At 39.2% G+C, this 18,990-nt stretch carries 14 protein-coding genes and 1 tRNA gene; 11 read left to right on the top strand and 4 right to left on the bottom strand.

Translation table 11 applies throughout. The features are described 5' to 3' along the window. The 7 genes from J7R05_RS05995 to J7R05_RS06025 all read left to right on the top strand — a co-directional run. Nucleotides 1-1,580: hypothetical protein (locus J7R05_RS05995; RefSeq protein WP_208541610.1), on the top strand; the 1,580-nt coding region annotated here is incomplete at its 5' end. Continuing rightward, entirely contained in the window at nt 1,580-2,431 is an 852-nt protein-coding gene (locus J7R05_RS06000; RefSeq protein WP_208541611.1) for a transglycosylase SLT domain-containing protein, read from the top strand. The genes J7R05_RS05995 and J7R05_RS06000, both read left to right, overlap by 1 nt. Beyond that, on the top strand, nt 2,424-3,404 hold the full coding sequence (locus J7R05_RS06005) for a tail fiber protein (protein ID WP_208541612.1): 981 nt from the start codon (nt 2,424-2,426) through the stop codon (nt 3,402-3,404). The genes J7R05_RS06000 and J7R05_RS06005 overlap by 8 nt, the downstream gene beginning before the upstream one ends. A 12-nt stretch (nt 3,405-3,416) precedes the next feature. Next, nucleotides 3,417-3,677, top strand: a complete 261-nt coding sequence (locus J7R05_RS06010; protein ID WP_208541613.1) for a hypothetical protein — start codon at nt 3,417-3,419, stop codon at nt 3,675-3,677. A gap of 13 nt (nt 3,678-3,690) precedes the next feature. Continuing rightward, nucleotides 3,691-6,033, top strand: coding sequence for a hypothetical protein (locus J7R05_RS09535; RefSeq protein WP_208541614.1), 2,343 nt, complete (start codon nt 3,691-3,693; stop codon nt 6,031-6,033). A 15-nt stretch (nt 6,034-6,048) separates the two neighbouring features. Next, nucleotides 6,049-6,714, top strand: a complete 666-nt coding sequence (locus J7R05_RS06020) for a lysozyme (protein WP_078689430.1) — start codon at nt 6,049-6,051, stop codon at nt 6,712-6,714. Then, nucleotides 6,711-6,938: a hypothetical protein gene (locus tag J7R05_RS06025; protein WP_078689431.1), complete on the top strand. Its 228-nt coding sequence runs from the start codon at nt 6,711-6,713 to the stop codon at nt 6,936-6,938. Before J7R05_RS06020 ends, J7R05_RS06025 begins: the two co-directional genes overlap by 4 nt. 270 nt (nt 6,939-7,208) lie before the next feature. On the opposite strand, the gene J7R05_RS06030 is transcribed toward J7R05_RS06025, so the two are convergent. Then, nucleotides 7,209-7,284: transfer RNA gene (locus J7R05_RS06030), tRNA-Phe, on the bottom strand. A gap of 388 nt (nt 7,285-7,672) precedes the next feature. On the opposite strand from J7R05_RS06030, the gene J7R05_RS06035 reads away from it, so the two are divergent. From J7R05_RS06035 to J7R05_RS06045, 3 genes are all read left to right on the top strand, one after another. Then, complete coding sequence (locus tag J7R05_RS06035; RefSeq protein WP_208541615.1) at nt 7,673-8,836, top strand: phosphoserine transaminase; 1,164 nt, start codon at nt 7,673-7,675, stop codon at nt 8,834-8,836. 348 nt (nt 8,837-9,184) lie between these two features. Then, nucleotides 9,185-10,474: an adenylosuccinate synthase gene (locus J7R05_RS06040; protein ID WP_208541616.1), complete on the top strand. Its 1,290-nt coding sequence runs from the start codon at nt 9,185-9,187 to the stop codon at nt 10,472-10,474. Between the two features lie 190 nt (nt 10,475-10,664). Continuing rightward, the gene (locus J7R05_RS06045; RefSeq protein ID WP_208541617.1) at nt 10,665-12,107 is read left to right on the top strand and encodes a hypothetical protein; all 1,443 of its coding nucleotides are present in this window, start codon (nt 10,665-10,667) and stop codon (nt 12,105-12,107) included. A 92-nt stretch (nt 12,108-12,199) separates the two neighbouring features. On the opposite strand, the gene rpoH is transcribed toward J7R05_RS06045, so the two are convergent. The 3 genes from rpoH to J7R05_RS06060 all read right to left on the bottom strand — a co-directional run bounded on the left by rpoH (nt 12,200) and on the right by J7R05_RS06060 (nt 15,750). Further along, a complete protein-coding gene (rpoH, locus tag J7R05_RS06050; protein ID WP_208541618.1) occupies nt 12,200-13,126 on the bottom strand; it encodes an RNA polymerase sigma factor RpoH in 927 nt (308 codons plus the stop codon). A 132-nt stretch (nt 13,127-13,258) separates the two neighbouring features. Continuing rightward, nucleotides 13,259-14,284 carry an RluA family pseudouridine synthase gene (locus tag J7R05_RS06055; protein WP_208541619.1) on the bottom strand — a complete coding sequence of 342 codons (1,026 nt, stop codon included), beginning with the start codon at nt 14,282-14,284 and terminating at the stop codon, nt 13,259-13,261. A gap of 35 nt (nt 14,285-14,319) precedes the next feature. Next, entirely contained in the window at nt 14,320-15,750 is a 1,431-nt protein-coding gene (locus J7R05_RS06060) for an aldehyde dehydrogenase family protein (protein WP_208541620.1), read from the bottom strand. 476 nt (nt 15,751-16,226) lie between these two features. On the opposite strand from J7R05_RS06060, the gene J7R05_RS06065 reads away from it, so the two are divergent. Beyond that, on the top strand, nt 16,227-18,812 hold the full coding sequence (locus J7R05_RS06065; RefSeq protein ID WP_208541621.1) for a DNA translocase FtsK: 2,586 nt from the start codon (nt 16,227-16,229) through the stop codon (nt 18,810-18,812). The last annotated feature ends 178 nt before the right edge of the window (nt 18,813-18,990 follow it).

An 18,990-nucleotide genomic window follows, 5' to 3' on the forward strand; every position in this document is an offset into this window, starting at 1 on the left:
TTGCAGGGGAAGCAGCGGCAAAAAAAGCAGTAGCAAAGTTTAATACAATACGCGCTGCAAAAATCGGTGGAATCTATGGAGCTATAGCAGGAAGTGGTGAAGGGGAAGGTTGGGGGAATACTATAGTAACTACTGGATTTGGTGGGTTATTTGGTGGTGCTGCGCCTTTTGCTCTATCAGCAGCAGCGCCTCTTGTCACAAAACCAGCTAGTGCAACGCCTTCTTTTGTTAAAAAAACGCTTCCAAAATGGGTTCGTGGAAGTCAACCAGGTGAAGTTCAAATAAGCAACAAAGCGCTTAAAGAGATAAGTCGTGCTTTAGACAGTGCAGGTATTCATGATCTTGACAAGGCTTTAAAGTGGAAAGGCCCTGATTCAATGATCATTGATTTAAGTGATCAGCTTGCTGCACGGGCCTTAAGAGAGGCAAAAAAAGACTATCCTACACATTCAACAATGAGCAATCGTTTAGGAGCTAGGCAAGCTGAAAGTACTCAACGTGTAAGGGAAAGGCTGAATGAAGCACTTGGTGAGAAAGTCAATACACTTGATTTAAAGCAAGACATTATTAACAACGCAAAAAGAGAGGCTGAACCGCTCTATGAAAAGGCATTTACTGCACCCATTGCAGAGTCTGTTGTGAAGGATTTACCTCTTTTAGAGGACAGTCCTGCGTTTAATGATGCACGTAAAAAAGCAATTGCGGGTTTGTTGAATGTGGGAGATGAAACAGTTAGGGCAAATCGTAAAAATCCAGAAATGAGTATGCGGATTTTGCACAGAATAAAGGGCGATATAGACAATCAGATTAAATTAGCTCTCAGAGAAGACAATCAAACACATGCTGCAGATTTGATGAATGTGAAGGAACGTTTGCTTCGTGTTTTAGATACATCATCTCCACATTACACCCAGGCGCGCAAATTTTACCATGACGAGCGCACTCTGGGTAATGCCTTATCTCAGGGTGAAAAAGCGTTTGATAAGAATGTTACGCTTGATATGATCAAAAATCAGCTTTCAGGCTTGGAATCTAAAGAACTGGATGCGTTTAGAAAAGGTGCACGTTCACAGATAGAACATGCAGCAGCCAATGTACAAAGCCCTGAAAATAATCTTTCAAGTTTGTTTAATACGCAAAGTGGACAAGAGAAATTACGGCTGATTTATGGTGAGGATAAAGCAAACCAAATGGTGAAAGCTTTACGGCCAGAGGTTGAGAGATCAGAGTTATTTGCGCGCCTTCCAAGGAACGAGGGTGAGCTCGGATCAAAGGCAGGAGAAGCACTTGATAATGTAAGTAAGTCTAGCCTTCGTACTACAATAATGAATTTTTTTACAGGACCAGTAAAGCGTGGAGTGTCATCAATCGATAGAAATGTCGAGAGAGATATTGCAGAACTGATAACAGCCCATGAACGTGGGGATGTTAGGTTATCGAGACAAAAATCTGTTGAGTTAATTAACAAGTTTCGTAAAGCAGAACAGAAGCGTTTAATCACACAAGAAGAACTTGTAAAGTTCATCAATTTGCTTAATGTTCTATCGACGGGCAGCTATACTAGATGGCTTAAAAATTAATGATTAATTTTCATCCTCATGTTCACAGTGCCATTTCCCAAGCGGCACAAAGGTATGATTTACCCGAAAGCTTTCTTAAACGCGTTGCGATGATAGAAAGTGGTGGTGATCCCAATGCAAGAAATAAGAACAGTAGTGCAGGTGGGCTTTATCAATTTTTAGATTCCACAGCACGCCAATATAAGCTGGATAATAAGTTTGATCCCCTTCAATCGATTGATGCGATGGCGCGGTTAACCAAAGACAATATTCGTTATTTGCAAACAGCTTTGGGAAGAGCCCCTTCAGAAGCTGAACTTTACTTAGCACACCAACAAGGGCCAGCGGGGGCTGCAAGGCTTATTAAGAACCCCGATGCACCAGCAAGCCAGCTGTTAAGCGCCCAGGCAATAGCGCTTAATGGTGGCCGCCCTGGTGCAACAGCAGGTGATTTTATGAATCATGTTTATCAGCAGTACAATAGAACAGCACAACCTGAGCAAGGTTATAGGAATACAGTTCCACCACGTGGCATGCAAAGACTTCAAAATGTAATGCAGGGTGATCAATTGGTGGCACAGAATGCTCCATTGCAGGAGCAGGGTGGTCATGCTGATTTTCTAAAAAAAGGCGTGGCAGGTTTGACGCAGTTAATCAAAGAGAATGCGCAAAATTATGATCAACAGATACAGATGGCACAAAATCAAATGATGCAGCAACCTGTGTTTGCACAAGGTGGGACACGCCCTGCGGATTTAACGCCTTTGATTGATCCGTCACGGCGTCAACCTGTTTCTTCTTTAACTGGTCGACAAAGAGGAGATCAATTGCGCAAAGAGTTCTTAACAAGGGCAGGAGTTTATAATGTCTGATATTTATGATTGGTCACTGACAGCGGATACAAACGCACACTCAGATGATATTATTAATTGGGCACAAGGACAGCCGCCTAGTTCTGTTAATAATAGTGCCCGTGCTATGATGCAGCGTATACGAGAATATCTTGCAGATAATGGCGGGACAATTGAAGCAAAATTTATCGTCAATAGTGAAGGTAAGACAACATCAATTACATTGAACACGATTTCCCCCATCACGGAATATAAGAATGATGTCTTTATACGTTTTAGAGCAAGCGACACAAATGTTGGTGCGACAACAATAACCGTCAATCGTTTGAGTGAAAAGCCTGTTTATAAGATGACCGATGCAGGTGTTATATCCTTAGAAGGCGGTGAGCTGCAAAAGGATGGCATTTATGAGCTGATCTATAATAACAGCACACTAACAAGAAGTCTTGATGGTTGGTATTTATTAAACCCAACCCCAAAAACACCTCCTCAGATAGAAATTTTTCCCCCTGGGTTTATTGCGACATTTGCTATGAAAGCATTACCTAATGGTTGGCTTTTGTGTGATGGTGCAAGTTATGAGCGTGTAAAATATCCTCGTTTATTCAAAGCAATAGGTGAGCATTGGGGGACAGATAGTGATACTACTTTTAAGGTACCCGATTTTAGGGGGATGTTTTTACGTGGTTTTGATGATGGGCGCGGTATAGATAAAGATAGAAAGTTTGCTGAAAAGCAGCAAGATAGCTTGAAAGCGCATACACATAACTGCACCGTTCAATCAGCAGGGGCGCATGTGCACCAGTTTCAGTATGAGGCGTTAAGAATACCTGGCAGTCCTATTGGTGGAAAAAACCCTGCCTTTTATAACCAAAATATAAGAGCAAATACAGGCTCAGCAGGTGCACATACGCATAGTGCAACGATTTCTTCAACAGGTGCAGCAGAAACCCGCCCTGTTAATACAACGGTTGTTTACGCCATAAAATCATAAGGTTTTTTAAAGATGATCAATAGTCCCTCGGCAATTGATGAGATTGCCGACACAGGGCAGATTCGTGTTCTTTTTTATGCAAGTCATAGATTAGTTCATGCGCCCTTAAATAAGATCCTTGATAAGGTCAAAGACGATATTCAACATGATCTTTCAAGCGCTTTTACAGCTTATCAAAAAGAAACAGATCAACGCATTAAAGCTTTGCAAAAAGCCATTGATGAATTGCGTTTACAACTTGTCAATCTAATACATCCCGAGGATATAAATTAAGGAATTTAAAGCGATGCCTATTCCCTATCACACACACAAGTTTGAAATTGAACCAGCAACAAATAAGGAAGTCAAAGAAGGTGTTTTAGACAGTAAGGTTGTTGCACCCTCTTCATTAGGCAGTGCAGCGGCTTATTCTATGGGTTATTTTGCGACTGCTGCTCAAGGGAAGAAAGCTGATGAAGCCGTTGCAAAAAGAGATGTTGGAGCACTGGCTTACAAAGATACGGTTACAGTTAATGATATCAACACCAGTGGGGATCCTCATGAGAATACAGTTTTATCGGGTAGTGGCTGGATAAAGCTATCGCCTTTGGGAATTGGTGATATGAGTGTTGCTATTTATGATCCTACTCATGTGAGGTCAGATGCCTTCTCTATGGAGAATATGGTTGAAGGTGATACAAAGAAGATTTTGACTGCAGAAGAAAGGGTAAAGCTACAATGGATAAGTTCTGAATGCCCTACAATAGAAAAATGGAAGAAGGCAGATGAGGATATCAATTATCCTATATCGCCTGTCGATCTTAAAGATACCATCAATCATTTTGCATTATCAAAATCTCTTGCGATGTCAAAATCAGTTTATGATCCAGATAAAATAGCAAAAGATGTTTTTGCTATGGATCATATGAAAGAGGGAGAGAAGCATCTTATCCTAACGCCTCAAGAACGTATCCAGATTACAAAGATTGATCAAATTGAAGAGGCTGCACAACAAGCACAAACAACAGCTCAATGTGGGGTCAATCTAGCCGGTGAGACTAAGGAGATTGCGGAGAATGCTTTAAGCATAGCTAAAGATGCACAAAGCACTGCAAAAGATTCTCAGAGTACTGCTGATAAGGCACAAGAGACTGCTGTGGCTGCACAAGAGACTGCCGATAAGGTGCAAAGCACTGCAGAGGCTGCAAAAGAAACGGCAGCTGATGCTTTAAGCGTAGCAAAGGATGCAAAAGAAACTGCTGATAAGGTATACAGTAATGTCGTGGATGCAAAGGAAGCAGCGACAAGTGCAAAAACAGTGGCAGATAAGGCGCAAGAAACTGCCGATAAGGTGCAAGAAGAAGTGACAGGTGCCTTAAATACAGCAAAAGATGCACAAAGCACTGCAGTGGCTGCACAAAAGACTGCCGATAAGGTGCAAAAAGCAGTTGATCTTATTCATCCTCTTGAAAAGCAAGATTGGATTGATGGCATCAAAGCAGAAAATGCATTGATATCCCCGGCTCACCTTGTTGCTTCTATCAAAGCAAATGCTGGAAGTGGTAATGGTGGCAGCAGTAATAGTGTGGGTGTGGGCATTAGCAAACCTGTTGAGATTTTTATGACGGAAAGTGGGGAAATTGCATGGCCAGAAGGTGTTACTGAAGATACCGAGCTTGAAATATGGGCTTGGGGTGGTGGTAATGCTGGTGATAATAATGCTCGTCATGGTGGTAATGGTGGGTGTTGTGTTTATGTGAGAACAAAGAAAAAGTTTCTTGGCGACAGTAAAGTAACTATCGGCAAGGGTGGGGGGACAGCTGAGAATAGCAGTTTTGCTGGAAAAAACACAAAAGTTGGTCAATTTATTACAGCTTCTGGTGGTTCTTTCGGATACGATCCTAGTGGTATTCATGGTGCCAAGGGCGATAATGGAGCTGATGCAGAGGATCAAAATGGTATTGGGGGTGATGGCAAGAATGGTGAAGTTGGTAGGCTAGGTGGATTTGGTGGTAATGGGGGTGAAGGGGGCAAAGGCGGTAAAAATGGCACTGGAGGGCAAGGGGGCAGAGGGGGCATAGGGGGCGATAATTTTTTAAAAAGTGCCGGTAATGGAGGTAGAGGCGGTGAAGGTGGGCGTGCCGGTAATGGTGGTAAAGGCGGCGGAGGTGGCGATGGTGGAAACAGTATATATAACTGTGGCGGTGTTGGAGGTTGGGGTGGTCATGGGGGCTGGGTCAGTAGCAGCAAAAGTGGTTTAGGTGGTGAAGGCGGTCGGGGTGGTAAAGGAGGCAATAGTATGTGGGGTGGTGGCGGAGGAGGTAGTGTTGGAGGTAAAGGCGGTGATTGTGATCAAGGAATTGGTGGTAAAGGCGGCATGGGCGGTAATGGTGGAGACAGTGTTTATGGTGGTGGAGGAGGAGGGGCAGGGGGTGGCTTAGGTGGAAAAGGTAAGGAAAAAAACGGTGATAATGGTGTTAGAGGACGTGGGGGGCATAGCATGTGGGGTGGTCATGGGGGATGGGGGAGTGTTGGCAAAGATAAGAGTTACCATGGTGGCGGTGGTGGATATTTTCCCGGGAAAGATGCGACATCTTCATCGAGTGGTGCTGGGGGAGACGGCGCTGTATTAATTAAAGTGTATTTATAGAAATGGAATGAAACGATGGCACGAAGAATAAGTAAAGACTGTTTAAACTATTTAAAAAAATGGGAAGGTTTGCGACTGAACGCTTATCAAGATGCATCTGGTGTTTGGACCATTGGATATGGCCATACGGGAAAAGCTGGTAAACCAGATGTTGTTGAGGGTATGGTGATTACCAAGCAAAAAGCTGAAACCATGCTGTTAACTGATTTGCAGAAATATGAAGCAGCAGTAGAAAAATCAGTTTGCGTTGATTTAAGTGATGAGCAGTTTGGGGCTCTTGTTTCATTTTGTTATAATGTTGGTGTGAATGCTTTTCAACGCTCTACCTTGCTTAAAAAGCTTAATAAAGGGGATTATGAAGCTGTACCGGCTGAATTACAAAAATGGACAATGGCTGATGGCAAACGTTTGAAAGGGTTAGTCCACAGGCGTGCTGCTGAAGCGGGGTTATGGGCAACGAGTGCTTATGTTTCTTCTAATTATCAAGCAGTAGAAGCAAAAGAATCAACAAGTGCTTTTAAAGTAGAAATGTTAGCTCCCATCATCGGGTCTTTTTCTGGGCTTGGAGGGTTGCTTGCTGGTAATGGTCCGGTTCAGTGGGCTTTTGCTGCAATTATGGTTTTAGCAGCTTGTGTAGGCGTTGCTTTTGTTGCTCAACGTTTTTGGGAGCAACGGTTATGATTTGGTGGGGAAAGAAATACTTACTGATGGTGGCGGCGGCTTTTGCCGCTTTTTTTGTAACTTTAGCTAAGATTTTTCGGTTTGGAAAGAAAGTTGAGCAACGCAAACGGACTGAGAAAACTTTAAAAATAGCTATAACACGGTTTGAAGTAGAAGATGAAGTTAACAAGAAAAGTGATGTGGATATACGCTCTGATCTTTCTGAGTGGGTGCGCAAAAAATGAATACACTTCTTGTCTCGGGTGGTTGCCAATATATTTGGAGAGGCAAGATCTCAATGCAATCAGTCCAAACTTAGCACGAGACATTTTAAAGCATAACCAAAACGGAAAACGTTCCTGTGGGTGGAGACCTATTAACAAGAAATCAGGATGATCTTAATGCAGTTTGGAAAGACAAATTGCAAAATCCTATTCCCTAACCCTTATTATTTTATCCCTAACCTTAAATAAATAGCAATAAAATCAATGGGTTATACGCTATAAAAAAGAGGCTGGTGCCCAGACGCGGATTCGAACCACGGACACGCGGATTTTCAGTCCGCTGCTCTACCAACTGAGCTATCTGGGCACGTTTCAATAAATATATGAAACGTGTGCGGTTATAACATTAAAATTCTCGCTGTCTAGCCGTCAAAATAAAAATAATCAATTTTTACAAGTTTATCTTTATATTTCAGATATTATGATTATTCTTTTGTGAAATTAATTTGATAAGTATTTTGTGGTAAATTAGATGTGTTGTGGTTAGAATACTATCTTCTTTTGATGTAAATAAAGAACAATTTTAATTAAAAGTGCTCTTGATTGAAGTGTTATTCATAATGGCTTTTTTTATGTTTAATTTTATACAAAAAAATGGAAAACATTCTTTATGCTCGCATAATTGAGCTATAAGAGTAACGTTTTTATAAGCGATTTTTTTCAACGAAAAGTGAGCTTTTTGTCGGAATGGAATAATGATATTGTTGAAGGAGCCGTGTTCTCGTCCAAATAATCCTCATTTTTCTTCAGGTCCTTGTAGTAAGAGGCCTGGGTGGAGTGTGGAGGTTCTTGAAAATGCATTACTTGGGCGTTCGCATCGCGCCCAAATGAGCAAATTAAAACTTTCTGAAGTTATTAGTTTAACCCATGATATCCTTAATGTTCCTTCTGATTATCGTATTGGTATTGTTCCTGCCTCGGATACAGGTGCTGTTGAGATGGCTCTGTGGTCTTTATTGGGGGAACGCGGTGTTGATATGGTGGCTTGGGAAAGCTTTGGTTCAGGTTGGATTACCGATGTTGTTGAGCAATTAAAACTTTCTGATGTGCGTCGGTTGGAAGCACCTTATGGTGAATTGCCAGACTTAACACAAATTGATTTTGATCGTGATGTTGTATTCACATGGAATGGGACAACTTCAGGTGTGCGCGTTCCTAATGCATATTTCATTCCAAAGAAACGTGAAGGATTAACAATTTGTGATGCAACATCAGCAGTTTTTGCACAAAATCTTGATTTTTCAAGATTAGATGTTGTTACTTTTTCGTGGCAAAAAGTTTTAGGTGGTGAAGCAGCTCATGGTATGTTGATTTTAAGTCCTCGTGCTGTGAGGCGGCTTGAGCATTATAGTCCAGCTTGGCCTTTGCCTAAAATTTTCCGTATGACAAAAGATGGAAAATTAAACGAAGGTATCTTTAATGGTGAGACGATTAATACACCTTCTTTGTTGTGTGTTGAAGATTATCTTGATGCATTAAGGTGGGCAAAATCTCTAGGTGGTTTGCAGGCCTTAATAAGGCGAGCTGATGAAAACTTTGCCGTTCTTAATAGTTTTGTCCGCAGAACACTTTGGTTAGAACATTTAGCAAAGGTCCCTCAGACACGTTCTAATACATCTGTTTGTTTAACAATTGTGGATCCAATTATTGCTAATCTGGATATTAAAGGGCAGAGGTCTTTTGTAGAAGCGATTGTAACCCGTCTTGAGAAAGCTGGTGTTGCTTATGATATTGGTGCTTATCGGGATGCACCTCCAGGGTTTCGGATTTGGACTGGTGCAACAATTGAAGCTTCTGATCTTAAGTTATTAACAAATTGGCTTGAATGGGCATTTCAAGTTGAAAAAGCTCATCTTTAAATAACTTTTAATGTTTTCATAATGCTGTTTTTTAAGCAAATAAAATGAAAAAACTTATGTGATACTTTGTGTGTTTATATCAGCTAAATTATACAAACTATTGTTTAGGTTTTAAAGATCGGGATGTACAAATTAGTTATTCGCCATATGTTGGAAAAGACAAGAAAAAATGAGCTAAATTGGTACTTATGGTGTGATTTATCTTGATTATCGAGGAATTTGTGGCTTAATAATATAAAATCGGCAAAAAGTTGAAATGAAAAGTCGCACTTTTTATAGGATCTGTCTATAAAAAGCCTCTTGTTTTGGGGTGCTGGCGTTATTTCACCAAACACGACGGAGAAAATTATGGCCAATGTAGTAGTGGTCGGCACACAATGGGGCGATGAGGGCAAAGGTAAAATTGTAGATTGGTTGTCAGAACGTGCAGATATTGTTGTCCGATATCAAGGGGGGCATAATGCAGGTCATACATTGGTTGTTGACGGGGTGAGTTATAAATTATCACTTTTACCGTCAGGTTTGATTCGTGGAAAGTTGTCAATTATTGGTAATGGTGTTGTGGTTGATCCCCATCATTTTGTTGCGGAATTAAACAAGTTGTATTCTCAGGGTGTAAAGATTACACCAGAAATTTTGCGTATTGCTGAAAATGCTCCTTTAATTCTTTCTGTACACCGTGATCTTGATACAGTGAGAGAAAATAATATTTCAAGTTTGCCAATTGGTACAACAAAGCGTGGTATCGGTCCTGCTTATGAAGATAAAGTAGGCCGTCGATCTATCCGTGTGATGGATTTGGCTGAAGCTGATACACTTATGGCTAAGATCGAGCGGCTTTTGGAACATCATAATGTTTTACGTCGTGGTATGGGAATTGCAGAAATTAATTCACAAACTCTATATGATGAATTAATGCAGGTGGCGGATAAAATTATACCCTTTATGGATTGTACATGGCGTCTTTTGAATGAAAGCTGTCAAATGGGAAAGCGCATTCTTTTTGAAGGTGCGCAAGGCGCGTTGTTAGATAATGATTTTGGGACTTATCCTTATGTGACATCGTCTAATACAGTTTCTGGGCAAGCTGCTGTAGGGTCAGGTATGGGGCCTGGTTCAATCCATTATGTTTTAGGTATTACAAAGGCTTATACAACACGTGTGGGGGAGGGGCCATTTCCAACAGAGCAGATAAATGATGTTGGTGAATTTCTTGGGACGCATGGGAATGAGTTTGGTGTTGTGACTGGCCGAAAACGTCGATGCGGTTGGTTTGATGCTGTTTTAGTACGTCAGACGGTAGGTATTTGCGGCATTCATGGTATTGCACTGACAAAACTTGATGTTCTGGATGGCTTAGAAGAAATTAAAATTTGTGTGGGTTATGAACTTGATGGTAAAAGAATTGATTATTTACCATCTTCTATGGAGGCGCAAGCTCATGTGAAGCCAATTTATGAAACATTAAAAGGTTGGAAGGAAACGACAGCGTGCGCAAAGAGCTGGGCAGAATTACCGGTGCAGGCTATAGAATATATACGCTATATTGAGAAATTGATAGGTGTACCAATAGCTTTATTGTCAACTGGCTCTGAGCGTAAAAATACAATTATGATTACTGATCCTTTTGCAGATTAGTCGTTGTTTATAAATTTCAATATTGGCTTTAATCCTATATTTTCTTTATTTTTTATGCGTTTTAAAACTGCTACAGTATTTTGTGCCAATAAATTATAATCAATTTATAAGATTCAAGAAGAGAGACTGCAAACGGTTTAAGCTTTTGTGAACTAAATTTTTCTTAAATTTGAGAAAGACTATATAAAATATGGTAGATTTCATTGGGATTTTAAAAAAGAAAATTGATGCACAAAATAATATTACACCACAGTTGCGTGAGCGGATTTATAAACAAGCCTTTGAAATACTAGAGCATAAATTTTTAGAAATAAAAATGCCCCAAAAAATGGCAGATGCACAAAGACAGGCTTTACAAAGTGCTATTGTGGCTATTGAAGAGGAATATTTAACTGCTGAAAAAGAGTTGCTTTCTTCGGTTATGGGGTGGGATCTTACAGGTAAAGATAACAATAACGAAAATGTACAAAAGTCTATACTATCACAAAGTGGTGATACATCAGCTGTAGTTACAGAAGAAAAAAAGCAACAACCACCTGTTAGTGGTAGAAAGAGTAAAAAAACGCCTGATAAGCTTTCTGTAGAATCGAAAGTGTCAAATACAGAGCCTACCGATATGGATACTTCTTTAGCTCCTTGTTCGAGTAAAGTGCATTTGAATATTAAAAAAAATACTCGAAAAAATGTAGCTTTACAAACAGATACTTCTCATGTTGTTTCACATATTTTTGCTCAGGCTCTTCGGCGTGCTAATCGGTCAATTATAAAAAAGCGTATCTTAATAGGTATCGTTATTTTTATTGTTTTTTTAATTCTATTGATCGGCGCTTTTTTTGTTGGTGAATATATGTTCACATCATACAATAATCAGATACAAGAGGTAAATATTCAAGCTTCTAATGGATTACAAAAAGAGGGCCAAGCTAATCAAAAGTTGACGCAACGCTTATTAGAAGATGGGAGTGAAATTGATGCTGGTTCAATTGAAAAAAAAGATAAAAAAACAGAACTGAGTGAGGAAGAGGCATCAACAGTTGTTGCTGGCAATTCGAAAACAATTGAACATCCAGGTGAAGCTATATTCTATAAGACACATGCAGATCATGATTCAGAAAAAGTGGTAATGGGTAATGTTTGGTGGTCGCTTATAAAAGAAGCTTCTGTTAAAAATGCACCAGAAGAATTAGCTATACGAGGTGATATAAACATTCCAAGTGAGGGGTTATTATTACAGTTAACTTTGCGCCGTAATGTTGATCCATCTTTCCCTACAGCTTATATTATGGATCTTGTTTTTATGACTACTGATAAATTTTCAGGTCAAGCAATACATGATATTAAAGAGTTAACCTTTAAGGCCAGTAAACAAGCAGTCGGTCAACCCTTAGAAAGAGCTTCTATAGCTAAGATTGATGATGATTTTTTTCTTTTTGCATTAAGTAACAATCATCCATTTCTTGACCAAAACTTACAAATAATTCGCGAATTAGATTGGATTCATTTGGTGATAAGTGACAAAAACGGCCATATGAGCGAATTAACTTTTACAAAAGGGCCAACAGGCAAGGCTATTTTTAATGAAGTTATTGAACAATGGCTTGCACAAACAGCAAAACAAACAATTTTTGATTAGGAAATAATATATTAAAATGAAAAAAGAGCTCAACCCCTATAAACCAACCTTTTAATAGGTTGGTTTAAGATGGGTTGAGGTATCTCTCTACTTTAATTCCGATTCACTTCACAAATGCGCAAAGAGCGCTGTTGTTGTGCTTTTTTCTGGGATAGAATAGCTGCTTTAATAGAATTGCGCACTTTTTCAAATGCACGCATTTCGATTTGTCTTACACGCTCTCGACTGATGTTGAATGTATTTGAGAGTTCTTCAAGTGTCAGCGATTCATCACTTAAACGGCGTGCTTTAAATATATGCTTTTCACGCTCATTAAGATTATCTATAGCGTGTATTAACATAGAGCGGCGGTTTTCTAATTCGTCTTGTTCAATTAAAAGTTGCTCTTGGCTATTTGAATCATCAACTAACCAATCTTGCCATTCGGTTTTCTCACCTTCTTTTGTACGAAGAGGCGCATTGAGTGAAGTATCGCCGCTAAGCCGATGGTTCATGGATACAACTTCATCTTCCGTGACATTTAATCGGGTTGCGATCTCTTTGACTTGTTCTGCATTGAGATCACCGTTGTCAAGAGCTTGAAGTTTATTTTTTAGTTTACGAAGATTGAAGAACAAACGCTTTTGATTAGCAGTTGTTCCCATTTTTACTAAACTCCAAGAACGTAAAACATATTCTTGGATCGATGCTTTAATCCACCACATCGCATAAGTTGCAAGACGGAATCCACGTTCTGGTTCAAAACGCTTAACAGCTTGCATAAGTCCAATATTACCTTCTGAAATAACCTCTCCAATAGGTAAGCCATAACCTCGATATCCTATTGCAATTTTAGCTACGAGACGTAAATGACTCGTTACTAGTTTATGCGCAGCTTTTGGATCGTCATGTTCACGATACCGCTTAGCTAGCATATACTCTTCTTTTGGCTTAAGCATTGGAAAACGACGTATTTCTTCTAAGTAACGATTTAAACCTCCATCACCTGCTATGATTGATGGCAAATTTACATGGGCCATATAGCACCCTCCTTTCATATGAATTCCCTAATAAGGCGAATTCTATTTCCAAGTACTATATAAGTATTTCTTTCTTTTTTCCATCACTATAATTTTTAATTTTGTTCGAAAATGGATATTTTATTATTGAAATCATTGAGATGGGTAAAAGTTCCAATCAAGTTTTTTAAAATGATTGATAAGTTCAGCCATATCTTGAGGAGGAGGTGAGGAAAAAGACATAATTTCACCTTTAGCGGGATGCTCGAAAGTTAGGCTAACTGCATGAAGTGCTTGCCGGTTGAATTGATCAATAGCATTTTTAATCGTCGAATTAAGAGTATTCGCTTTTGTTTTAAAGGCATTTCCATAAACTGTGTCACCTACAAGTGGATGTCCGATATGGGCCATATGAACACGGATTTGATGTGTGCGTCCAGTTTCCAGGCGACATTCCAGAAGGCTGGCGAAGGGTTCTGCATCCGCACAGGTTTTATATTTTTCAAGTAAAGAAAAATGCGTAATAGCATGGCGAGCATGAACATTTTGGTGGCGGACAACAGTTTGCTTTATTCGGTTATGGGGGGAGCGGCCAAGGGGCACATCAATTGTTCCAATGTTGCGACGTGGAGCGTTCCAAATCAAAGCATGGTAGCGCCGATCTAATGCGCAAGTACGCCCATGGTCAGAAAATTGGGCACTGAGACTTTTATGAGCAAAGTCATTTTTAGCAACAACCATCACCCCGCTTGTGTTTTTGTCAAGACGGTGGACAATACCAGGGCGTTTAACACCACCAATACCAGATAAACTATCACCACAATGGTGAATAAGGGCATTAACCAATGTTCCAGTCCAATTTCCATTACCAGGATGGACAACAAGACCAGCTGGTTTATTGATAACAATGACGTGATCATCTTCAAATAGAATGTCAAGTACAATAGCCTCGCCTTCAAGATGTACGTTCTTGAGAGGAGGTATTATCAATTCAATCGCCTGGTTAGGTTGCAATTTTGTTTTTGGTTCTTTTATTAATTGACCATCAACTTTAAGGTAACCTTCACGTATCAGAGTTTGCAAACGTGAACGCGATAGCTCATTATGATATTTTTGGGCAAGCCATTGATCAATACGTTGCCCAAGAGCGCTTTCATCTGTTATTTGTTGTATCACCATACGGTCCTGTTTTTGAAGTTTTTTATGAGATTCTTTTACCAGTACGAAATTGCTTTGGTATCCAGAAATTCTTCAATTCCCCATCTTCCACCTTCACGGGCACGTCCGGAAAATTTTACTCCTCCAAAATAACTACCATTTGGTAAGTCATGTCCATTAATTTCCACCATGCCAGAACGCAATTGTGCAGCGATACGCCGACATTTAGCTTGATCTTGCGATTGTATATAATTTGTGAGTCCATATTCTGTGTCATTGGCCAAGGCTACAGCCTCATCTTCTGTATTAAAGGGAAGGATCGAAAGGACTGGACCAAATATTTCTTCTCGGAAAATGCGCATGTCAGATTTAACATCGGCAAAAACTGTTGGGCGTACATAATAACCACGTGTCATTCCTATGGGCAAACCAATTCCACCTGCGACAAGAGTTGCACCCTCATCAATTCCAGATTGAATAAGGGCTTGGATTTTATCATATTGCTGTTTTGAGACTACAGGGCCAATATGATCTCCTGCTTTGTGGTTTGGGGCTACTGTGGTTGTTTGCGCAATATGCTGTGCTGTTTTTACAGCTTCATTATAGATTGAATGTTCCACAAGCATGCGCGTTGGTGCATTGCAACTCTGCCCACTATTGTAAAAACAGTGCCGTACACCGCGTTGAACGGCATCTATATCGGCGTCGGCAAAGATGATATTGGCTCCTTTACCTCCAAGTTCTAGACAGACCCTCTTTAAAGTATCACTAGCGTTTTTAGAAATAATTTTTCCTACTCTGGTTGAGCCGGTAAAACTAATCATTGCTATATCTGGATGAGAAGATAAATAAGAGCCTACGTTATCTCCATCGCCATTGATGAGATTAAAAACACCGGCAGGTAGAGCAGCTTCATCTAAAATTTCAGCAAAGAGCATGGCTGAAAGAGGAGCAATTTCAGAGGGTTTTAAAACCATAGTGCAACCAGCCAATAATGCGGGGATAACTTTAAGGGTTATTTGATGTATGGGCCAATTCCATGGAGTGATCAATCCTACAACACCGATAGAATCATACTGAAGGATTGCGTTATTGTTTCCTTCTATTAAAGCTTTTTGGAATAAAAATTCTTCAAAAGCTTTAATGAAATCGCGAATATTATCACTACCAGCTGCAGTTTGCGCATTGCGTGCCATATCGATAGGCGCACCCATTTCCATTGAAATGGCTTTAGCCATATCTTCAGAGCGTTTTTCATAGATTTCTAAAATTTTTTTAACAAAGGAAAGACGTTGACTCGGTGTGGTTGTTTTCCAGTTTTGAAAAGCCTTTTTAGCGGCTACAATCGCTTTATCTGTATCTTGGATACTGTTAATATTGATAATAGCGCAAGCTTCTTCTGTTGAAGGGTCAATGACATACAGATCATTGGGAGTACTCGGATCATTCCAGAGGCCATTAATATAAAATTTTCGTTTATTTAACATGGCTTGTTTCCTATTTTTTCGTTTTTAAATTGTATACTACTAGATTTTTATAACAAGAGTATTTTGCTTAAGTATGCGTGAACGTTAATTATTATATCGCAAGTGTGCACTTAAGCATATTTGAGATGGTGGGGTTTTGCCAAATTGAAAAAAGGTAATAATTATTTTTATATAATTTTATAAAATAGTGTTTGCATTAATAGAGCAGTTGGTTTGACATATTGTTCATAGAGTATGTCTTATGAAAAGTTTTCAGTATTGAAAGTTTATGAGGAAATAAAATCAAGCTCTTCTTATTAGATGGATTTCTGAAGTTTTTAGATGCATTTAAATTTTTCTTAATAAAAATACAATTAATGATGCTTATTTTTCGTTTAAAATTGGCTGATGACAAAAGGTTATTAACCTTCATAGTGTATCGTTTGCGCATTCTTTTTTGAAAGATCATTCTCGTTACTATAATTTTGTTGGATATTATGCGTAATTTAAAAACTATATCTATGTCTACGTCTTGTTTGGTTGATAAGGATGCAGAAAATGCATCAGAACAAAACTCATCTGGCAGTTCTGATAAGATGTTTTCTTATCCGACAGTGTGGAAAAAGGCATTTACTCTTGAACAGAATGTGCGTTTCACTCGAACTCCAGAAGTTGAAATTTTGCGTCGTCGTATAGAAGAAAATCCAATTTTTGCAAAGCGATTTGAAACTTTTGCAAAGCAAGAACCGCAGAAATTAACGGATGTTGCAGAATTTAAAATGCAACCTCAATTGACAGAAGAGGTATTTCATTCTCAATCACTTGAAAATAAAGTATCACTTTATTGTTCAACAACTCTTGGACAATCAGTGCAACAGACTATTAGTACACCAATCGAAAAAAATACAGTTGAGAATACCTTGCAGGTAGAGAGTGTAGCGCAAGAAACAAAACCTGTTTCTTATCTTTCTGATGATGCATTTTTTGAGTGTGAGCCCTTTTTACTAGAGCAAGTCAATGTTAAAATTTCACAAGAAAAAGATGCATCTGTTAATTTAGAAAATAATAAGGCTTTGTTGGGAAAGACTTCTTCTTTTGATGAATCAGTTTCTACTTTTTACCGTGTGCTTGAATGCCATTTCCCGCAATCTTGTAATGTGACTGTGCCAGAAGTTTCAGAAAATGATGTTCAGGGTAATGAGGGAACTTCTGATTTAGATCATACTAACGATGAAATTGTTAGAGAGGCTCAAATACAGAGCACTGAGCCTGTTTTGGGAAAAAATGAAGAAATTGAAAAGGTTCAAGAACTGTCTGTTGTTGAAACGCCTAATCATGAGATAAGCGACGTGATAGACACTGCAGTAGGCGATGATCCCCATAACATTGCTAATTGTATGACAACTGATGTAACAAAAAGTGTGGAAGATCTTTCTGTAACAAAAGCAGTAGGAAGTACGATGGAAACTACAGATATGTCGTTTAGCAATCATACTTCTGCTTTTATACCAAGCTCTCAATCTGTTAACAGTAATATTTATGAATTACCTCCGATTGAATTATTACAAGAGCCTGTTTTTCAGGATGATACAGCGATTTCTCAAGAAATGCTGGAGCGCAGTTCTGGACTTTTAGAAAGCGTTTTGGAAGATTTTGGTATTAAAGGCGAAATTATTCATGTTCGCTCAGGACCGGTGGTAACAATGTATGAATTTGAGCCCGCTGCTGGGGTAAAATCATCGCGAGTTATAGGTCTTTCTGATGATATTGCTCGTTCTATGTCTGCCATGTCTGCACGTGTTGCTGTGATTCCTGGGCGTAATGTTATTGGAATTGAATTACCAAATGCAGTACGTGAAACTGTTTATTTGCGTGAATTAGTTCAGTCGAGCACTTTTCGCGATAGTGAATTTAAATTAGCTCTTGCTTTGGGGAAGGGAATTAATGGTGATCCTGTAATTGCAGAATTAGCAAAAATGCCTCATTTATTGATTGCAGGCACGACAGGGTCGGGTAAATCTGTTGCTATTAATACAATGATTTTGTCACTTCTTTATCGAATGACACCAGAGCAATGCCGTTTAATTATGGTTGACCCTAAGATGTTAGAGCTTTCTATCTATGATGGCATTCCTCATCTTCTAACACCTGTAGTAACTGATCCAAAGAAAGCTGTAACAGCTTTAAAATGGGCTGTTCGTGAAATGGAAGAACGTTACCGCAAAATGGCAAAACTAGGTGTACGTAATATTGATGGCTTTAATGCACGAGTTGCGCTTGCGGTCGAAAAAGGTGAAACAATTATGTGCACCATTCAGTCCGGTTTTGATAGAGAAAGTGGTGAAATACTTTATCGTGAAGAAGAGATGGATTTAACACAATTGCCTTATATTGTTATTATTGTCGATGAAATGGCGGATCTCATGATGGTTGCTGGTAAAGAGATTGAGAGCGTCATTCAACGTTTAGCACAAATGGCGCGTGCTGCAGGTATTCATCTTATTATGGCAACACAGCGTCCTTCTGTTGACGTGATTACTGGCACAATTAAGGCAAATTTTCCTACACGTATTTCTTTTCAGATAACTTCAAAAATTGATAGTCGTACAATTTTGGGAGAGCAAGGTGCTGAAACACTTTTAGGTCAAGGAGATATGCTTCATATGGTTGGTGGAGGACGCATTGAGCGTGTTCATGGGCCTTTTGTTTCTGATGAAGAAGTTGAATCTGTGGTTGCACATCTTAAAGTACAAGGAACACCTGATTATTTAGCGACAGTAACAGATAGTGAACACGATGATGATAAAATGGAAGATGCTCATTCGGTTGCTGAAATTATTGCTGCAGGAAGCTCTAGTGAGGATGGTGAAGAACTTTATATGCAAGCTGTTAAGGTTGTGATGCGTGATAGAAAATGTTCAACATCCTATATCCAGCGTCGACTTGCAATTGGTTATAATAAGGCTGCTTCTCTTGTTGAAAGAATGGAAGAAGAAGGTATTGTTGGAGCTGCCAATCACGTGGGAAAACGTGAGATTTTACTCAATGGGCGCAATGATCAAGATGGTTTTAAGAGTACATAACGACAGTAATTTTAAAAACTAAAAACTTGATTTTATTTCATAAGGGCGGACATTATTTCCGCTCTTATTTTTTGTCGCGAAATATTAAAAAGAATTTATACAGAAAGACAAAATAGAAATGCTATCTTATATTTACGATTATTGGTAGGTAGTGCAGATGAATAGAAAAGAGGTTGAA

This window comes from Bartonella capreoli (genome assembly GCF_902813205.1).
Classification (GTDB): Bacteria; Pseudomonadota; Alphaproteobacteria; order Rhizobiales; family Rhizobiaceae; genus Bartonella; species Bartonella schoenbuchensis.